This window comes from Streptomyces similanensis (assembly GCF_039543625.1).
Lineage (GTDB): Bacteria > Actinomycetota > Actinomycetes > Streptomycetales > Streptomycetaceae > Streptomyces > Streptomyces similanensis.
The window spans coordinates 111,762-129,717 of sequence record NZ_BAABKC010000019.1 but is presented as its reverse complement, the minus strand read 5'-3'; the positions used below and the strand labels follow the sequence as shown (position 1 = coordinate 129,717).

The 17,956-nt window shown below is 71.6% G+C and carries 15 protein-coding genes; 8 read left to right on the top strand and 7 right to left on the bottom strand.

Annotated elements, in window-relative coordinates; all coding sequences use genetic code 11:
- Positions 1-5 precede the first annotated feature (5 nt).
- The 3 genes from ABEB07_RS07600 to ABEB07_RS07590 are packed head-to-tail and all read right to left on the bottom strand — an operon-like array spanning position 6 to position 2,843.
- On the bottom strand, positions 6-917 hold the full coding sequence (locus ABEB07_RS07600) for an ATP-binding cassette domain-containing protein (protein ID WP_164585484.1): 912 nt from the start codon (positions 915-917) through the stop codon (positions 6-8).
- Complete coding sequence (locus ABEB07_RS07595) at positions 914-1,831, bottom strand: ABC transporter permease (RefSeq protein ID WP_345667540.1); 918 nt, start codon at positions 1,829-1,831, stop codon at positions 914-916. The genes ABEB07_RS07600 and ABEB07_RS07595 overlap by 4 nt, the downstream gene beginning before the upstream one ends.
- A complete protein-coding gene (locus tag ABEB07_RS07590; RefSeq protein ID WP_345667586.1) occupies positions 1,821-2,843 on the bottom strand; it encodes an ABC transporter ATP-binding protein in 1,023 nt (340 codons plus the stop codon). Before ABEB07_RS07590 ends, ABEB07_RS07595 begins: the two co-directional genes overlap by 11 nt.
- 307 nt (positions 2,844-3,150) lie before the next feature.
- Here ABEB07_RS07590 and ABEB07_RS07585 point away from each other — a divergent pair, with 307 nt between their 5' ends.
- From ABEB07_RS07585 to ABEB07_RS07570, 4 genes are all read left to right on the top strand, one after another.
- Positions 3,151-3,699, top strand: coding sequence for an RNA 2'-phosphotransferase (locus ABEB07_RS07585; protein WP_345667585.1), 549 nt, complete (start codon positions 3,151-3,153; stop codon positions 3,697-3,699).
- A gap of 18 nt (positions 3,700-3,717) precedes the next feature.
- Positions 3,718-4,179, top strand: coding sequence for a hypothetical protein (locus tag ABEB07_RS07580; protein ID WP_345667538.1), 462 nt, complete (start codon positions 3,718-3,720; stop codon positions 4,177-4,179).
- 69 nt (positions 4,180-4,248) lie between these two features.
- A complete protein-coding gene (locus ABEB07_RS07575; RefSeq protein WP_176149677.1) occupies positions 4,249-5,151 on the top strand; it encodes an LLM class flavin-dependent oxidoreductase in 903 nt (300 codons plus the stop codon).
- A 104-nt stretch (positions 5,152-5,255) separates the two neighbouring features.
- Complete coding sequence (locus ABEB07_RS07570; protein ID WP_345667537.1) at positions 5,256-6,182, top strand: HAD-IIB family hydrolase; 927 nt, start codon at positions 5,256-5,258, stop codon at positions 6,180-6,182.
- A 33-nt stretch (positions 6,183-6,215) separates the two neighbouring features.
- Here the strand turns inward: ABEB07_RS07570 and cydD are convergent, their stop codons facing one another.
- The 3 genes from cydD to ABEB07_RS07555 are packed head-to-tail and all read right to left on the bottom strand — an operon-like array spanning position 6,216 to position 12,317.
- Entirely contained in the window at positions 6,216-9,734 is a 3,519-nt protein-coding gene (gene cydD, locus ABEB07_RS07565; RefSeq protein ID WP_345667536.1) for a thiol reductant ABC exporter subunit CydD, read from the bottom strand.
- A 51-nt stretch (positions 9,735-9,785) separates the two neighbouring features.
- Positions 9,786-10,790 (bottom strand): cytochrome d ubiquinol oxidase subunit II, encoded by a 1,005-nt coding sequence (gene cydB, locus ABEB07_RS07560; RefSeq protein ID WP_345667535.1) that lies wholly within the window; start codon positions 10,788-10,790, stop codon positions 9,786-9,788.
- An 18-nt stretch (positions 10,791-10,808) separates the two neighbouring features.
- The gene (locus ABEB07_RS07555; protein ID WP_345667533.1) at positions 10,809-12,317 is read right to left on the bottom strand and encodes a cytochrome ubiquinol oxidase subunit I; all 1,509 of its coding nucleotides are present in this window, start codon (positions 12,315-12,317) and stop codon (positions 10,809-10,811) included.
- A 211-nt stretch (positions 12,318-12,528) separates the two neighbouring features.
- On the opposite strand from ABEB07_RS07555, the gene ABEB07_RS07550 reads away from it, so the two are divergent.
- A complete protein-coding gene (locus ABEB07_RS07550; RefSeq protein ID WP_345667532.1) occupies positions 12,529-12,903 on the top strand; it encodes a cyclophilin-like fold protein in 375 nt (124 codons plus the stop codon).
- Positions 12,904-12,974: 71 nt separating this feature from the next.
- Here the strand turns inward: ABEB07_RS07550 and hisC are convergent, their stop codons facing one another.
- Positions 12,975-14,054, bottom strand: a complete 1,080-nt coding sequence (hisC, locus tag ABEB07_RS07545; RefSeq protein WP_176149683.1) for a histidinol-phosphate transaminase — start codon at positions 14,052-14,054, stop codon at positions 12,975-12,977.
- 459 nt (positions 14,055-14,513) lie between these two features.
- On the opposite strand from hisC, the gene ABEB07_RS07540 reads away from it, so the two are divergent.
- The 3 genes from ABEB07_RS07540 to ABEB07_RS07530 all read left to right on the top strand — a co-directional run bounded on the left by ABEB07_RS07540 (position 14,514) and on the right by ABEB07_RS07530 (position 17,945).
- Positions 14,514-15,626 (top strand): LacI family DNA-binding transcriptional regulator, encoded by a 1,113-nt coding sequence (locus ABEB07_RS07540; RefSeq protein ID WP_164584687.1) that lies wholly within the window; start codon positions 14,514-14,516, stop codon positions 15,624-15,626.
- 183 nt (positions 15,627-15,809) lie between these two features.
- A complete protein-coding gene (locus ABEB07_RS07535) occupies positions 15,810-16,925 on the top strand; it encodes a metallophosphoesterase (RefSeq protein ID WP_345667531.1) in 1,116 nt (371 codons plus the stop codon).
- A 183-nt stretch (positions 16,926-17,108) separates the two neighbouring features.
- The gene (locus tag ABEB07_RS07530; RefSeq protein ID WP_345667530.1) at positions 17,109-17,945 is read left to right on the top strand and encodes a hypothetical protein; all 837 of its coding nucleotides are present in this window, start codon (positions 17,109-17,111) and stop codon (positions 17,943-17,945) included.
- Positions 17,946-17,956: the final 11 nt, after the last annotated feature.

The window sequence follows — 17,956 nt, the reverse complement described above, 5'->3', positions numbered from 1 at the left end:
GCCTCCTACGCCGCGACCAGGTACGAGAAGACGGACTCGAGGGACTCGTCGGACGGCGAGACCGTGAGCAGCCGGATGCCGTGGTCCCGGGCCACCCGGGGCAGCAGGGCCGTGAACCGGCCGAAGTCGACGGCCTGGATGCGCAGCGCGCCCTCGGCGAGGTCCACCTCGATGCCGGACGTCGACGGGTCCGCGATCAGCGCGGCGGCCAGCGCCCGGTCGTCGCTGGAGCGCACCAGGTAGCGGTGCGGGCGGTCGGTCATCAGCCGGCGGATCCGGCGGAAGTCGCCGCTGGCCGCGTGCCGTCCGGCGACGACGACCTCGATGTGCCGGGCGAGCTGCTCGACCTCCTCCAGGATGTGCGAGGAGAACAGGACGGTGCGGCCCTCGTCGCCCATGCGCCGCAGCAGGTCCATCAGCTGCATGCGCTGGCGCGGGTCCATCCCGTTGAACGGCTCGTCCAGCAGGAGCAACGACGGTTCGTGCACCAGGGCGCTGGCCATCTTCACGCGCTGCCGCATGCCCTTGGAGTAGGTGGCGACCTTGCGGTCCTGCGCGTACTCCATCTCGACCGTGGCCAGCGCCTTCTGGGCGGCCTTGGCGCCCAGGCCGTGCAGTTCGGCGTTGGCGACGACGAACTCGCGGCCGGTGAGGAAGTCGTACATCGCCTCGCGCTCGGGGACGACGCCGATGTGCCGGTAGATCTGCTCGTTGCGCCACACCGGCTGGTCGTCGAGGGTGACGGAGCCGGTGGACGGGGCGAGGAAGCCGCCCATCATGTTGATCAGCGTGGACTTGCCGGCGCCGTTGGGGCCGAGCAGGCCGGTGACGCCGGGGCCGATCGTCATGGTGATGTCGTTGACGGCGACCACGTTGCCGAACCAGCGGGAGACGTGGTCGATGCGCAGGGTTGTCACAGTCCCACCTTCTTGTAGCGGCGCAGCAGCAGGCCGTAGGCGCCGGCGATGAGGCCGAGGACGACGAGGACGTAGACGACGCCCTGGCCGCTGCCGGGGCCGGCCGCGCCGGGCGCCGAGGAGGTGGCGCCGAGAAAGGCGGTCTGCACCCCGTCGATGAGGGTGACCGGCGAGAACAGGCCGATCCACGGGATGGCGCCGGTGCTGCTCTGGGTGTCGGCGATGGCCTCCAGGGTGGAGACCGCGCCGTAGGAGATGACCAGTACTGCGATCACGGCGGCGATGCCGAAGCCGCGGCGTGGGGTGACGGCGGCGATGACCAGGCCGATGCCGGCGAAGAGCAGTGAGAGCAGGGCCACGGAGACGAGTCCTTCGGCGAATCCCTTGGTCTGGTCGGCGAAGTCGAGCTTGGCCAGCAGCGCGCCGACATAGAGCACGAGCAGCGGGGCGGCGGTCAGGATGAAGATCGCCGAGGCCAGCGACGCGTACTTGGCGCGGACGTAGTCGGCGGTCTCGATGGGCCGCGAGAAGTACAGCGGGACCGTCTTGAAGCGCAGGTCGCGCGAGACGGACTGGGGCGCCTGCGAGGCGACGTACAGGCTGATGAGGCCCTGCATGATGATCGCGTAGCGCGTGTAGTGGACGGGCAGGTCCTTGGCCTTGGTGGTGACCGTGACGGCGACCAGGATCGCCGCGACCAGGCACATCACCGCGAACAGCAGCATCGGCAGCACCTTGGAGCGGCCCGAGCGGCCGAGGCCGTAGGCGCCGCGCAGGGACTGCGAGTACAGCGAACGGCGGGCGTAGGCGCGGCCGAGCCGGGGGCCGTCGTAGGTGCGGTAGCCGATGTTGTGGATGCGGGTCTGGTCGCCCGCCGAGGTGACCGGTGTCCCGGTGGGCCGCTCAACCGTCATGGCCGGCCGCCTCCTTCCGCTGTCCGTCGTCGTTCCGGGGGGCGCTCAGGGGGGTGCTCGGGGAAGCGCTCGCAGGGGTGTTCGCCCCGTCGTCGCGGAAGACCTCCGCGATGTGGTGGCGGCGCTGCTCCATGCGCACCAGGCCGAGGCCGAGGTCCGCGATCACGTCCCGCACCAGGTCGTACGTCTCCTCGCCCTGTGCGGTGAGCAGCAATACGTGGCCGGCGCCCGGCAGTCCGCTGCCGTCCTCGGTGCGCACCCCGCGCGCGTGGAGCGCGTCGCGCACCGCGCCGGTGCCGTCCGGGTGCTCGTCGCTGTCGGTGACCTCGACGGCGAGGGTCGTCGTGGTCTGGGTGAAGTCGGTGGTGGAGCTGGAGCGCAGCAATTTGCCGCCGTCGACCACGACGACGTGGTCGCAGGTGCGTTCCAGTTCGCCCAGCAGGTGGGAGGTGACCAGGACCGAGATGCCGAAGTCGGTGTGGATGCGGCGGATCAGGCCGAGCATCTCGTCGCGGCCGACCGGGTCGAGGCCGTTGGTCGGCTCGTCGAGGAAGACCAGCTGCGGGTCGTGCACCAGGGCCTGGGCGAGCTTGACGCGCTGCTTCATGCCGGTGGAGTAGCCGCCGATGGGGCGGTAGCGCTCCTCGTACAGGCCGACGTGGCGCAGGGTGTCCGCGGTGCGTTCGCGGGCCGCGGTGGGCGGCAGGCCGGACATGCGCGCCATGTGGACGACGAACTCGGTGGCCGAGACGTCCGGTGGCAGGCAGTCGTGTTCCGGCATGTAGCCGACGCGTTCGCGGATGGCGGCGCCCTTGGTGGCGACGTCCAGGCCGAGCACCTCGGCGCGGCCCTCGGTGGCGGGGGACAGACCCAGCAGGATCTTGATCAGTGTGGACTTGCCGGCCCCGTTGGCGCCGACGAGTCCGGTCACACCGGGTCCGACGTCCACGGAGAGCCGGTCAAGCGCGGTCACCCGGGGGAACCGCTTGCTCAGGCTTTCGGTCGCGATCACAGTCACGCCCTCGACAGTAGTGACGTGTGCCACGCGGGTCGTCAGACTCCAGAGCCGTCTTGGCGTCCGACTCCAGGCGTACGGAGCCCTAGGGGAAGGCCGGGAGTGCCGCGATCGGCTCGGTTGTCCACAGAATCCCGGGATTCCGCTGTGGATAACGTCACCTTGCTGTGGATCAAACCTCCGCACGGAAAACAACCTGCGTGATGCTGGTCTCTCCCGGCACGCTGGTGGCATGAATGGACGACGCGTCGGCGGCACGGACGTACGGCCTCCCGACGGCACGAACGGACGGCCCCCCGGAGGCATGGACGAGCGGCGCACCGTGAAGGTGTCGAAGTACCTCTCCAGGCACCTCCGCCACCAGCCGGAGCGGATCGGGCTCAGGCTGGACGAGGGCGGCTGGGTGGCGATCGACACGCTGATCGCGGCGGCCGCCGCCCACGGATTCCCGTTCACCCGGGACGAGCTGGCCCATGTGGTGGCCGCCAACGACAAGCAGCGCTTCGCCGTCGACGGCGAGCGGATCCGCGCCAGCCAGGGCCACACCGTCGAGGTCGACCTCGGTCTGTCCCCGGCCATCCCGCCGCCGTACCTCTACCACGGGACCGTGCCCCGCAATGTCGAGCCGATCCGCGCGGAGGGCCTGCGGCCCATGCACCGGCACGACGTGCACCTCTCGACCGACCGCGAGACCGCCGCCCGGGTCGGCGCCCGCCGCGGCCGGCCGGTCGTGCTCTGCGTGGACGCCGGCGCCATGCACCGCGACGGTCATGTCTTCCAGGTCAGCGCCAACGGCGTCTGGCTGACCAAGGCCGTGCCGCCCCGGTACCTGCGGTTCCCCTCGGGCCGCTGATCCCGGCACCGGTCCGGCATGATCGACGGCATGGACAGCCACCTCCCCACCACCGAGGCCGCCGTCACGGCCTGCCGCTCCCTCGCCGAGGAGTACCTGCGGGAGATCGAGGTGACCCATGACATCGGCGCCGACCAGACCTCGCGGCGCAGCGCGGCCGGCGTCGGCGTCACCACCGACCCGGACGGCACGCTGCCGCACGAGGCGTTCGTGGAGTTCGGCGGCCTGCCCCGGGTGACCGTGCGGCTCTACCCGGACGACGACGCGCTGATCACGGTCGAGGGCGTGGAGTTCCTCGACCTGCCCCGCGACGAGGTGCCCGCCTTCCTCCGGGCCGTCTTCGGCGACCGGGCGTTCGTCACGGCGCGCCGCTTCCCGCCCGGCTACCGCCTGGTCATTCCGCTGCCCGGCGACCGTACGTACAAGGAGCGCGTCCCGATGATCGGTCTCACCTCATGGCTGAGCGGCCGGGTGCGGTGACGATCGCTGGGCGGCCGGGTGCGGTGGCTGTTTCACGTGAAACACCGGTGGCCGCTTAGGCTCGGGCCCATGAGCCTGCGCCTGAGCACCTTGATCCTTCCCTACCTCCGTTGGCACGAGGGCGGCCGCTCGACCTGGACACGCGCCGAGGAGCTGGGCTTCCACGCCGGCTACACCTACGACCACCTGTCCTGGCGCACGTTCCGGGACGGCCCGTGGTTCGGCGCCGTCCCGACCCTCACCGCCGCCGCGGCGGCGACCGGCCGGATGCGGCTGGGGACCATGGTGACCTCGCCGAACTTCCGCCACCCGGTCACCCTCGCCAAGGAGCTGATCTCGCTCGACGACGTCTCCGGCGGCAGGATCACCCTCGGCATCGGCGCGGGCGGCACCGGCTTCGACGCCACCGTGCTCGGGCAGGAGCCGTGGTCACCTCGGGAGCGCGCCGACCGTCTCGCGGAGTTCGTGCCGCTGCTCGACCGGCTGCTGACCGAGGACTCGGTGTCCTCCGGGGGCGAGTTCTACTCGGCGCACGAGGCGCGCAACCTCCCCGGCTGTGTGCAGCGCCCCCGGCTGCCGTTCGCGGTGGCCGCCACCGGACCGCGCGGGCTGAGACTGACCGCCCGGTACGGACAGGCGTGGGTGACCACCGGCGACCCGTCGCTGTTCGAGTCGGGGACCCCCGAGCAGTCGGTGGCGGCGTTGCGCGGGCAGATCGACAAGCTCGGCGCGGCCTGCGCGGAGCTCGGCCGCGATGTCGCCGAGGTCGACAAGATTCTGCTCACCGGCTTCACCCCGGACCGGCAGCGGCCGCTGGAGTCGGTCGAGGCGTTCGTCGACTTCGCGGGCCGGCACCGGGACCTGGGCTTCACCGAGATCGTGCTGCACTGGCCCATCCCGGACTCCGACTTCGCCGCGGACGAGAAGGTCTTCGAGAAGATCGCCACGGAGGCGCCCGGACTGCTGGCGTAGCCGGGGGCCGTGGACGGGTCGGCGAACCCGTCGTGACCGAAATCGTGCCTCTCGTGACCGCGCGTGCATCAAATGTGCGCACTCCCGCACGCACGTGCGGGCATATGCGGGACAATGGCGCGGTGACCTCAGCGACTCGACAGTCCGAGACCCCGGCTTCCCCCCAGCTCTCGACCTCGCTGGAGCGGGCAGCCGCCCCGTTCGTTCCGACGCGGCTGATCGCCACCGACCTCGACGGGACCCTGCTGCGCGACGACAAGTCGGTGTCGCCCCGCACGGTCGCCGCCCTCGCCGCGGCGGAGGAGGCCGGCATCGAGGTCTTCTTCGTCACCGGCCGCCCGGCCCGCTGGATGGACGTCGTCGCCGAGCACGTGCACGGCCACGGCCTGGCGATCTGCGGCAACGGCGCCGCCGTGGTCGATCTGCACGGCGGCCCCGGCGCCCACCGCTTCGTGAAGGTGCGCGAGCTGACGCCGCGGCACGCGCTGGAGGCGATACGGCTGATCCGGGACGCCGCGCCGGGCACGGTCTGCGCGGTCGAGCAGACGTACGGCTTCCACCAGGAGCCGGAGTACCCCAAGCTGCACATGGAGGCGCCGGACCATCTCGCGCCGGCCGAGGAGCTGCTGGCGCCGGACGGCGTCGCCGTCGGCCAGCCGATCCTGAAGATCCTCGCCTACCACCCGACGCTGGAGCCCGACGCCTTCCTCACCGCCGCCCGCGTCGCCGTCGGCGCCCGCGTCGCCATCACCCGCTCCAGTCCCAGCGCCCTGCTGGAGATCAGCGCGGCGGAGGTCTCCAAGGCCAGCACGCTCGCCCTGTGCTGCGCCGAACGGGGCATCTCGCACGAGGAGGTCGTCGCCTTCGGCGACATGCCGAACGACGTCGAGATGCTCACCTGGGCCGGCCGGTCGTACGCCATGGGCAACGCCCACCCCGCCGCGGTCGCCGCGGCGACCGGGCGGACCGCCCCCAACAACGAGGACGGCGTCGCGGTCGTGATCGAGCGGATCCTGGGGGAGCGGCCGTAACAGCCGCTCCCCCGGCGCGGGACGCGGTGTCCGCTACCGCGCGCCCGCCCGTTCCTCCGTCGCCGCCTCGCGCTCGGCCATCCGCCGCAGCGGGCCGGGCAGGGCGGCCAGTTCCGCGTACGGCCCGCGCTGCACCACCCGGCCGCCGGCCAGGACGATCACCTCGTCCACGGCCTCAAGACCGGCCAGGCGGTGGGTGACGAGCAGGGTCGTACAGCCCTCGGTGGCGGCCAGCAGATCCGCGGTGAGCACGTCGGCGGTCGGCAGGTCGAGGTGCTCGGCCGGCTCGTCGAGCAGCAGGACCGGGAAGTCGGCGAGCAGCGCCCGGGCCAGGGCCAGCCGCTGCCGCTGTCCGCCGGACAGCCGCGCACCGTGCTCGCCGACCAGCGTGTCGAGGCCGTCGGGCAGGGAGTCGGCCCAGTCCAGCAGCCGGGCCCGCGCCAGCACGCCCCGCAGCTCCGGCTCGGTCGCGTCCTTCTTGGCCAGCAGCAGGTTCTCCCGTACCGAGCTGTCGAAGAGGTGCGCGTCCTGGGCGCACAGCCCGACGAGCCGTCGTACGTCGTCGCCGTCCAGGGAACGGGCGTCGACCCCGCCGAGGGTGTAGGCGCCCGCCTCCGGGTCGAGGAACCGCAGCAGCACCTGCGCCAGCGTCGTCTTGCCGGCCCCGGAGGGTCCGACCACGGCGACCCTGCGGCCCTCTTCGAGACGCAGATCGAGGCCGGCGAGCGCCTCCCGGTCCTGTCCGGCGTACCGGGCCGTGAGTCCCTTCACGACGAGCGGGAACGGCCGCGCGGGCGCCTGCCGCGGCCGCTCGGGCTCGCGCACCGGTTCGGGCGCGTCGAGGATCTCGTGGACGCGTTCCGCGCTGCGCCGCACCCGCTGCCGGTACTGCACGGCGAGCGGCATCCCGAGCACCGCCTCGAAGGCGGCCAGCGGGGTGAGGACGACGACGGCCAGGGTGACGCCGCCGAGCCGTCCGTCGGCGACCGCCTGAACGCCGACGAGGGCCGCCGCCGTGACGGTCAGGCCCGAGACCAGTGCGGTGAGCCCGTCGCCGAGGGCGGTGGCGGTGGCCGCGCGCGAGGCGATCCGGGTGAGCGCGGTGTCGGCCCGCCGGGCCCGGGCCGCGCGGTCGGGCAGCGCGCCCGCGACCGTCAGCTCGGCGGTCCCGGTCAGCAGATCGGTGATCCGGGTCGCCAGCACCCCGCGGGCGGGCGCCAGCCGGTGTTCGGCGCGCCGGGACACGGCGGCGGTGACCAGCGGGACACCGGCCCCCGCCACGAGCAGTCCCGCGGCGAGCACCGCACCGGCCACGGGCAGCAGCAAGGCCGTGAACGCGACGGCGCCGGCGGAGACGACCACCGCCGATCCGGCGGGCAGCAGCCAGCGCAGCCAGTAGTCCTGCAACGCGTCCACGTCGGCGACGAGGCGGGTCAGCAGGTCGCCCCGGCGCACCCGGCGCAGCCCGGCCGGTGACAGCCGCTCCAGCCGCCGGTAGACGGCGACCCGGGTGTCGGCGAGCATCCGCAGCACCGCGTCGTGCGACACGAGCCGTTCGGCGTACCGGAAGACGGCCCGGCCGATGCCGAAGGTGCGGGTCGCCGTGACGGCCACCATGAGATAGAGCACCGGCGGGTGCTGCGACGCCCGCGAGATGAGCCAGCCGGAGGTGGCCATCAGTCCGACGGCGCTGCCCAGGGCGAGGCTGCCCAGCAGCAGGGCGAGGGCGAGACGGCCCCGCCGGGGGCCGGACATCGCCCGGACTCGGGCCAGGGCGCCGGCGCCCGTGATCCGGGCGGCGGCCTGAGGCTCGGCCGTCCCGTCGTCGTCCACCGGGTGCGCCTGCGCCGGGTGCGCCTCCGCCGGGTGCGGCTCGGCGGGCCGTACGGCGGAGCGGACGCCCTGAAGCGCCTCGGCGCCGTCGAGCCGCACCACCCGGTCCGCCGCACTCAGCAGGGCGGGCCGGTGCACCACGAGCAGCACGGTCCGGCCGGCCGACAGCCGCCGCACCGCGGCGACGACCTCGGCCTCGGTCGCGCCGTCCAGGGCGGCGGTCGGCTCGTCGAGCAGCAGGACGGGGCGGTCGGCGAGGAAGGCCCGGGCGAGCGCGAGCCGTTGCCGCTGTCCGGCCGACAGCCCGGCGCCGTCCTCGCCGAGGACGGTGTCCGCTCCCCGCGGCAGCGCGTCCACGAACTCCAGCGCGCCCGCGTCGGCCAGTGCCGTGCGCAAGGCGGCGTCGTCGGCGTCGGGCCGGGCCAGCCGTACGTTCTCGGCGATCGTGCCCGCGTACAGGTGCGGTCGCTGCGGCACCCAGGCGATGCGGGAGCGCCACTCGTCGAGGTCGAGGCCGGTGAGGTCGGCTCCGCCGATCCGCACCCAGCCCGTGGTGGGCGCGACGAAGCCGAGCAGGACGTTCAGGAGGGTCGACTTGCCCACGCCGCTCGGCCCGACGAGCGCCACGGTCTCCCCCGGCTCCACGGCGAAGGACACCTCGCGCACGGCGTCCGCGGCGCGTCCGGGGTAGCGGACGCTCACGTTCTCGAAGGCCAGCGCCCCGGTGGGAACGGCGCCTGCGCCGGTCTCGGGGACCGGGGTCTCCAGGACGGTGAAGATCTCCTCCGCGGCGGCCAGCCCCTCCGCCGCCGCGTGGTACTGGGCGCCGACCTGGCGCAGCGGCAGATACGCCTCGGGCGCCAGCACGAGGATGACCAGCCCGACGTACAGGGCCATCTCGCCGTTGACGAGGCGCATGCCGATCGTCACGGCGACCAGGGCCACCGACAGGGTGGCCAGCAGCTCCAGCGCGAAGGAGGACAGGAAGGCGATGCGCAGGGTGCGCAGGGTCGCCTGCCGGTACTCGCCGGTGATGCGCCGGATCGACTCCGCCTGTGCCTTGGCCCGGCCGAACACCTTCAGGGTGGGCAGGCCCGCGACCACGTCCAGGAAGTGCCCGGACAGCCGGGACAGCAGCCGCCACTGACGCTCCATGCGGGACTGGGTGGCCCAGCCGATCAGCATCATGAAGACGGGGATGAGGGGCAAGGTGGCGACGATGATGGCCGCCGACACCCAGTCCTCGGTGACGATCCGCGCCAGCACCGCCACCGGGACGACCACCGCGAGGCCGAGCTGCGGCAGATAGCGGGAGAAGTAGTCGTCCAGGGCGTCGATGCCCCGGGTGGCCAGTGCGACCAGCGATCCGGTGCGCTGGCCGCTGAGCCAGCCGGGGCCCAGCGCCGCCGCCCGTTCCAGCAGCCGCCCGCGCAGCTCGGACTTGACGGCCGCGCTGGCCCGGTGGGCGGCCAGCTCGGTCAGCCAGGACACCAGCGCACGGCCGCAGGCGACGGACGCCAGCAGCAGGAGCGGCGTGGTCAGTTCGCCGGCCGTCATCCGGTGCTGGAACGCGCCGACCACGATCTCGGCGATGAGCATGGCCTGGGCGATGACCAGTCCCGCCCCGAGGGCGCCGAGGGCGATGACGGCCAGCAGGAAGAGCCGGGTGGCCCGTGCGTAGCGCAGGAGGCGCGGATCGATCGGTTTCACGTGAAACATGCCCTTCGGTCCCAAGGGATGTGTTTCACGTGAAACACACCCCGGCCGGACTCAGTGCGCGGCGTCGGCGAGGTGCTGCGTGCCGATCCGCTTGCGGAACACCCAGTACGTCCAGCCCTGGTAGAGCAGGACGAGCGGCGTGGCGATCCCCGCGCACCAGGTCATGATCTTCAGGGTGTACGGGCTGGACGAGGCGTTGGTGACCGTCAGGCTCCAGCTCGCGTCCAGGGTGGACGGCATGACGTTCGGGAAGAGCGACAGGAAGAGCATCGCCACGGCGGCCACGATGGTGACGCCGGACAGCCCGAACGACCATCCCTCACGGCCCAGCTGGTTGGCCACCAGAGCGGCGACCAGGGCGGCGACGGCCACGACCAGCGCGACCAGGCTCCGTCCGTTGCCGGTGTCGGCCTGGGTCCACAGCAGGAAGGCCAGCGCCACGACCGCCGTCACCAGGCCCAACTTCAGGGCGAGCCCGCGGGCCCGTTCCCGGATGTCGCCGACGGTCTTGAGGGCCGTGAAGACCGCGCCGTGGAAGGTGAACAGCGTCAGGGTGACCAGCCCGCCGAGCAGCGCGTACGGGTGGAGCAGATCGCCGATGCCGCCGACGTACTCGAAGTTCTTGTCGATCTTGACTCCGTGCACGATGTTGCCGAAGGCCACGCCCCACAGGAAGGCGGGGATCAGCGAGCACCAGAAGATCGCGGTCTCCCAGTTGCGCTGCCAGTTCTCCTCGGGCCGCTTGGCGCGGTACTCGAAGGCGACCCCGCGCACGATCAGGCAGACCAGGATGGCCAGCAGCGGCAGGTAGAAGCCGGAGAAGAGCGTGGCGTACCACTCCGGGAAGGCGGCGAAGGTGGCGCCGCCCGCGGAGAGCAGCCAGACCTCGTTGCCGTCCCAGACGGGGCCGATGGTGTTGATCAGCACCCGCTTCTCGGGCCGGTCGCGGGCGAGGAGCTTGGTGAGGACGCCGACTCCGAAGTCGAAGCCCTCCAGGAAGAAGTAGCCGGTCCACAGGACGGCGATGAGGACGAACCAGATGTCGTGCAGTTCCATGACAGTGCCTCCCTCGGCCTAGTAGGAGAAGGCCATCGGCTTGTCGGCGTCACGGAGGTCGCCGCCGATCCTGGTGGGCGGGTTGAGGTCGGCCTCCGTGAGTTCGGGCGGGCCGGCCTTGACGTACTTCACGAGCAGCTTGACCTCGACGACGGCGAGGATGGCGTAGAGCGCCGTGAAGACGGCGATGGAGGTGAGGACCTCGCCCTGGGAGACGCCGGGGGAGACCGCCTGCCGGGTCTGGAGCACGCCGTAGACGGCCCACGGCTGGCGGCCCATCTCGGTGAAGATCCAGCCCCAGGAGTTGGCGATCAGCGGGAAGGCCAGCGTCCAGACGGCGATCCGCCAGTACCACGTGGTCAGCTGCGGTCCCAGCGCCTTGTTCTTGAACACCACCAGGTGCGGCACCTCGTCCTCGCCGACGCGCAGGTGCTGCGGCAGCAGGAACTTCTTGCGGGTGAGCCAGAGTCCGGCCATGCCGATGGCGAAGGACGCCATGCCGAACCCGATCATCCAGCGGAAGCCCCAGAAGGTGACCGGGATGTTGGGCCGGTAGTCGCCGGGCCCGAACTTTTGCTGCTCGGCCTTGTTGACGTCGTTGATGCCGGGGACGTAGGAGCTGAAGTTGTCGTCCGCCAGGAAGGACAGCAGGCCGGGTATCTCGACGGCGACCGTGTTGTGGCCCTTCTCCACATTGCCGTAGGCGAAGATCGAGAACGGAGCCGGCTTCTGGCCGTCCCACAGGGCCTCGGCGGAGGCCATCTTCATCGGCTGCTGCTTGAACATGACCTTGCCGAGGGTGTCGCCGCTGATCGCGGTGAGCATTCCGGCGATGACGACGGTGATCAGGCCGAGCCGCAGCGAGGTCTTCATCGTGCCCACGTGCTTCTTGCGGGCGAGGTGGTAGGCGGCGACGCCGACCATGAAGGCGCCGCCGGTCAGGAAGGACGCGGAGAGCGTGTGGAAGGCCTGGCTGAGCGCGGTGTTCTGGGTGAGGACCGCCCAGAAGTCGGTGAGCTCCGCGCGTCCCCTGGCCTTGTCGATCCGGTAGCCGACGGGGTGCTGCATCCAGGAGTTGGCCGCCAGGATGAAGTACGCGGACAGGAGGGTGCCGATCGACACCATCCATATGCAGGCCAGGTGGATCCGCTTGGGCAGCTTGTCCCAGCCGAAGATCCACAGGCCGATGAAGGTGGACTCGAAGAAGAACGCGATCAGAGCCTCGAAGGCGAGCGGGGCCCCGAAGATGTCGCCGACGAAGCGCGAGTAGTCCGACCAGTTCATGCCGAACTGGAACTCCTGCACGATGCCGGTGACCACGCCCATGGCGATGTTGATCAGGAAGAGCTTGCCCCAGAACTTGGTGGCCCTGAGGTACTTCTCCTTCTCCGTGCGCACCCATGCGGTCTGCAGCCCGGCCGTCAGCGCGGCCAGGGAGATCGTCAGGGGGACGAACAGGAAGTGGTAGACGGTCGTGATGCCGAACTGCCAGCGCGCCAGCGTCTCCGGCGCCAAAGCCAGGTTCACGTCGTCACTCTCCTTACGTCGTCGTGGTCACGACGGCGGTTTGCCCTGGCATGTCCTGCACAACAGGGCAGCAATCGGACTTGCTTGTGAACGCGTTCACATTCACAAGCAATTATGACGTACTGATTTTGGCCGTGTCACCGGGGGTGCCCCCTCCGCCGTGGAGGCGACCTCTTGGCGAGAACTTCAACAACTTGTTGAATTGCACGCCATGCAGATACGGATCTCCTGGCCCGCCGACCGGATCACCGCGACCCTCGACGACACCCCCACCGCACACGCTCTCCTCAGGGAGCTGCCGCTGGTCTCCTCCGCCCATACCTGGGGCGAAGAGGTCTACTTCGACACCGGCGTCACGGTTCCACGTGAAACGGACGCCCGGCAGGTCGTCGAACCCGGCACCGTGGCCTTCTGGACCGACGGCGACGCCCTCGCCCTCCCCTACGGCCCCACACCGATCTCACGCGGCGACGAGTGCCGTCTGGCCAGTCCGTGCAACGTCCTCGGCCGGATCGACGGCGATCCGCGCCGGCTGGCCTCCGTCCGCGCCGGCGACCCGGTGCGCGTGGAGCTCGTCGACGACTGAGGGCCCGTCCGGCGGTGTGCGCACGGAGCGCACACCCGCCGAACGGGCCCTCGAAGACCGCAAGGAACCGCTCACGCCTCCTTGCGGAACGCCTCGGCCGCCTTCAGGAAGATGTCGTTCGCCTCGGTCTCGCCGATGGTCACCCGCACACCCTCGCCCGCGAACGGCCTGATGACCACGCCCGCCTGCTCACACGCCTCGGCGAAGGCGACCGTGCGCTCCCCCAGCCGCAGCCACACGAAGTTGGCGTGGGTCTCGGGCACGGTCCAGCCCTGGGCGCGCAGCGTGTCGACCACGCGCGTGCGCTCGCACACGAGCGAGCCGACCCGGCCCAGCAGCTCGTCCTCGGCCCGCAGCGAGGCGACCGCCGCCTCCTGCGCCAGCTGGCTCACGCCGAACGGCACCGCGGTCTTGCGCAGCGCCGCCGCCACCGGCTCGTGGGCGATCGCGAAGCCCACCCGCAGCCCAGCCAGCCCGTACGCCTTGGAGAACGTGCGCAGCACACAGACGTTGGGCCGGTCGCGGTAGATCATCACGCCGTCCGGGACCTCGGCGTCGCGGATGAACTCGCGGTAGGCCTCGTCGAGCACGACCAGCACATCACCGGGCACCCGGTCGAGGAAGCGCTCCAGCTCCGCCCGCCGCACCACCGTGCCGGTCGGGTTGTTGGGGTTGCAGACGAAGATCAGCCGGGTGCGGTCGGTGATCGCGTCCGCCATCGCGTCCAGGTCGTGCACCTCGTCCGAGGTCAACGGCACCTTGACCGAGGTCGCCCCGCTGATCTGGGCGATGATCGGGTAGGCCTCGAACGAGCGCCAGGCGTAGATCACCTCGTCGCCGGGGCCGCTGGTGGCCTGGATCAACTGCTGGGCGACGCCGACCGAACCGGTGCCGGTCGCCACGTGGGAGGCCGGCACCCCGAAGCGCTCGGCCAGTTCCTCGGTCAGGGCGGTGCACGCCATGTCCGGGTACCGGTTGAGGTCGCAGGCGGCCGCCGTCACGGTCTCCATGACGCCGGGCAGCGGCGGGTAGGGGTTCTCGTTCGAGGACAGCTTGTACGCTGCCGGGCCGTCGGCCGCTGCGGGCTTTCCCGGCTTGTAGGTGGGGATACCCTCCAGCTCGGCGCGCAGCTTCGGGTTCTTCTCGCTCACCGCAGTCCTCCTCGTGACCACACCGGCTTCCAATACTGCACACCCTATGAGGATTGGCCGCCGCTGCGAATGGGTCGGCGGCCCTCACTCCCGCCGGGGGCGCGGACGGTCTCGTCGGCGGGCGGGACTCGCGCGGCCGGGTACCCGCGCACGTCGTGCGGACATCAGGGACATCGTCGGATGAAGAGGTGCAAATCAGGGGCGCACCATACATATATCTATGCGCCGGTGGCTTGCGCCGTGGCGCGCGTCCCCCATGAAGGTGAGTTGAGACCTCTTCGATACCTCGGAGGCTCGACAGGCACACACCTGCCACCGCATCACGTACTGCCGTGAGAACGACGAACAGGCTGCGTTTCTCAGGTACTTACACGCTTCTGACCATGCAGAAACGTGCCTGCCAATGTGTGCATATGCGTCCGCGCTACCCCACCGTATGAGCCCTACTATCGGCTCGCCATGACAGCAGCAGGGAAGCACCAGGTGAGCCGCGCGGAAACCTCACGGCGAGGCAGCCGGCCGGGCCGGGCGGGCATCAGAGACGTGGCCGCCGCCGCCGGAGTCTCCATCACGACCGTCTCCGACGCCCTCAACGGCAAGGGCAGACTCCCGGACGCCACCCGCCGCCATGTCCGCGAGGTGGCCGACCGGCTGGGGTACCGCCCCTCCGCCGCCGCCCGCACCCTCCGTACCGGCAAGTCGGGCCTCATCGGTCTGACCGTGACCACGTACGGGGATGAACCTTTCACCTTCACCGAGTTCGCGTACTTCGCCGAGATGGCCCGCGCCGCCACCTCGGCCGCGCTCGCCCGCGGCTACGCCCTCGTCATCCTCCCCGCGACCTCCCGCCACGACGTGTGGTCGAACGTCGCCTTGGACGGCACGGTCGTCATCGACCCCTCCGACCAGGACCCGGTCGTCAGCGAGCTGGTGCGGCAGGGGTTACCCGTGGTCAGCGACGGCCGTCCGGTCGGCGCGCTGCCGGTCACCGCCTGGGTCGACAACGACCACGAGGCCGCCGTCCTCGGCATCCTCGACCACCTCGCCGAGGCCGGCGCCCGCCGCATCGGCCTGCTCACCGGCACCTCGACCGACACGTACACCCACCTGTCGACCACCGCCTACCTGCACTGGTGCGAGCGCGTCGGCCAGGACCCGGTCTACGAGACCTACCCGGCCCACGACCCGTGCGCGGGCGCCGTCGCCGCCGACCGGCTGCTGGCCCGCCCGGACCGGCCCGACGCCGTCTACGGACTGTTCGACCCCAACGGCACCGACCTGCTCGCCGCCGCCCGCCGCTACGGGCTGCGCGTCCCCGACGACCTGCTGCTGGTGTGCTGCAGCGAGTCCACGGTGTACGCCAGCACCGAGCCGCCCATCACCACGCTCTCCCTGAAACCGCGCCGCATCGGCACGGCGGTCATCCAGCTCCTCATCGACGCCATCGAGGGAGTCGAGTCCGACCACCCGGTCGAGCAGGTGATACCGACCGAGCTGATCGTGCGCACCTCGTCCCAGCGTCGCCCGCCGCGCACGACGGTCAGCCCGCCACGCGCGCCGGAGGGACGGTAGGGACAGCCGGCCGCGAGCGCGCCGAAGACTGCCCAATCGGGGCGAAAGCCGCGGTGAACCTGAGTCCTGTTCCGATTCACCACCCCTGGGTCATCACATGGCGCGATCCGCATTCCTATGATGGGCGCACGACACCGCGGGCCGCTGCGACCAGGCAGTCCGAAGCGGTGCAGATGCGGCGCGATGGTGGAGGGGTCGATGACTCAGGGGGCCGGTCAGGGACCCGAGGTGGAGCGGACGGCGACGTTGCGTGACTTCCGCGTGCCCGCGTATGTGAACGAGACCGGCCCGTACGCCCACGGCAGCCGTGCGGCCGAGACCGCGGCGCCGGCCGAGCCCGGCTACCCGGCGGCCCCGGAGGGCTACCCGGACGGGTACACGCCGACCGAGCGCGACCTGCCCGTCATCCACCGCGGCGACACGCTCCAGGTGAACACGGCCCCGGCGGCCGCGCCGGCCGTGCAGCAGCCGGCCACCGGACCCGGCCCGCTGTTCGTCGTCGGCGATGTGCACGGCTATCTCGACGAGCTGGTCGCCGCCCTCCAGGCGCAGGGCCTCGTCGACGCCGCGGGCCAGTGGTGCGCGGGCACCGCACGGCTGTGGTTCCTCGGCGACTTCACCGACCGCGGTCCGGACGGCATCGGCGTCATCGACCTGGTGATGCGGCTGTCCGCCGAGGCGGCCGCGGCCGGTGGCTACTGCAAGGCGCTCATGGGCAACCACGAGCTGCTGCTCCTCGGCGCCCGGCGGTTCGGCGACACCCCCGTCAACTCCGGCGCGGGCACCGCCACCTTCCAGGCGGCCTGGCTGCTCAACGGCGGCCAGAAGTCCGACATGGACCGCCTCCAGGACCACCACCTGCAATGGATGGCCCGCCTCGACGCGATCGAGGAGGTCGACGGCTATCTGCTCGTGCACTCCGACACCACCGCCTACCTCGACTACGGCCGCTCGATCGAAGAGGTCAACGACACCGTCCGCGAGGCGCTCACCCGCAACGACGCGGACGAGGTGTGGGACCTGTTCCGCAAGTTCACCAAGCGCTTCTCCTTCCGTGACGAGGGCGGCGCCGACGCCGTGCGCTCCCTGCTCGATACGTACGGCGGCACCCGCATCGTTCACGGCCACAGCCCGATTCCCTATCTGCTGGGCGAAGTCGGCTCCGAGGAGGGCGACGACTCGACCGGGCCCGTGGTGGAGGGACCGCACGTCTACGCCGACGGGCTGGCCATCGCGATGGACGGCGGCGTGACCATGGCCGGGAAGCTGCTGGTCCAGCAACTGCCGCTGGACGGCTGAGCGTTCACCGCACCCCCGCTCCACGCGTGCCGGCCGGTCCGGCCGGCACGCAATTTGTGGAAACCCCCTGTCACCGCGCGCCGTCGCGGCTCTACCATCGGCTTATCCGTAGCAGGCTCCCCTCCGTTTCTGCCCGACGGCTCGTCGCCATGCGAGCCCCCAAGCCCTACGGAGCATCGGGGGATGCACATGAACAGCGTTCCGCAGTACCTGCTGAGCGAGGATCGCCAGGAATTCGAGCGGATCCTCGATGAGGCGCTGCGCTCCGCCCCACACCGCCCGGAACTCGCCGCCATCGGACAGCGGCTCACCACCGAGCAGCTGCGCACCATGGCGCTCGGCGCCACGGCCCTGATCACGGCGGCCGCCGCGGACGAGTACCAGCACTACGTGAAGACCCGTGAGGAACTGCGCCGGCCGGCGCCCACCGCCCCGTCCGGCCTGGACGCCGGCGCGGCGGAGCCGGGCACGGTCGCGGCGGCCGCCGGGGCGGCCGGCGCGGGCGCGGGGGCCGTCGTCGCGGTGCTCGCCCCGGTCCTCGCCGGGATAGCGGCGACCGTCTTCCTGCTCGTCGGCTATCTGCTGAAGATGCTCGACCCGGCGCCCGCCTTCGCCCGGACGATGATCACCGCCGGCTGGGTGTTCGGCGCGGTGACCGCGGCCTCGATCGTGGTCGCCGGCGCGGGACTGCTGATCGCGGCCCTGCGCAACCGGTCCTCGACCGAGTACGGCGGCCACGGCGGCCTCCCCGAAGAGGTCGGCCAGGCCAGGGAGGCGTGGCGCGACGCGCTGCTCGAACGCGGCATCGTGCCGTTCCTGCACGCGGCGCTGGCCGCTCCGGGCGCGGTCGCCCCGCGCCGCACCACCACGGCGGCGCCGGGCGACCGCATCCCGCACCTCGGATACGGCCGCCCGGGGTTCAGCAGCCCCGACGAAGGGGCGCCGACCGCTCGCCCCCGCTTCACCAGCCCGGACTTCAGCAGCCCGGACTTCGGCGGACCGGAGCACCGGCCGGATTAGCCGCCGCGCCG

Excerpts from the sequence above, each read along its gene's own strand:
- ABEB07_RS07595 (WP_345667540.1), bottom strand. The coding sequence starts at position 1,831 with ATGACGGTTGAGCGGCCCACCGGGACACCGGTCACCTCGGCGGGCGAC.
- ABEB07_RS07585 (WP_345667585.1), top strand. The coding sequence starts at position 3,151 with ATGGACGAGCGGCGCACCGTGAAGGTGTCGAAGTACCTCTCCAGGCAC.
- ABEB07_RS07580 (WP_345667538.1), top strand. The coding sequence starts at position 3,718 with ATGATCGACGGCATGGACAGCCACCTCCCCACCACCGAGGCCGCCGTC.
- ABEB07_RS07575 (WP_176149677.1), top strand. The coding sequence starts at position 4,249 with ATGAGCCTGCGCCTGAGCACCTTGATCCTTCCCTACCTCCGTTGGCAC.
- ABEB07_RS07570 (WP_345667537.1), top strand. The coding sequence starts at position 5,256 with ATGCGGGACAATGGCGCGGTGACCTCAGCGACTCGACAGTCCGAGACC.
- cydD (WP_345667536.1), bottom strand. The coding sequence starts at position 9,734 with ATGTTTCACGTGAAACCGATCGATCCGCGCCTCCTGCGCTACGCACGG.
- cydB (WP_345667535.1), bottom strand. The coding sequence starts at position 10,790 with ATGGAACTGCACGACATCTGGTTCGTCCTCATCGCCGTCCTGTGGACC.
- ABEB07_RS07550 (WP_345667532.1), top strand. The coding sequence starts at position 12,529 with ATGCAGATACGGATCTCCTGGCCCGCCGACCGGATCACCGCGACCCTC.
- ABEB07_RS07540 (WP_164584687.1), top strand. The coding sequence starts at position 14,514 with ATGACAGCAGCAGGGAAGCACCAGGTGAGCCGCGCGGAAACCTCACGG.
- ABEB07_RS07535 (WP_345667531.1), top strand. The coding sequence starts at position 15,810 with ATGGTGGAGGGGTCGATGACTCAGGGGGCCGGTCAGGGACCCGAGGTG.
- ABEB07_RS07530 (WP_345667530.1), top strand. The coding sequence starts at position 17,109 with ATGCACATGAACAGCGTTCCGCAGTACCTGCTGAGCGAGGATCGCCAG.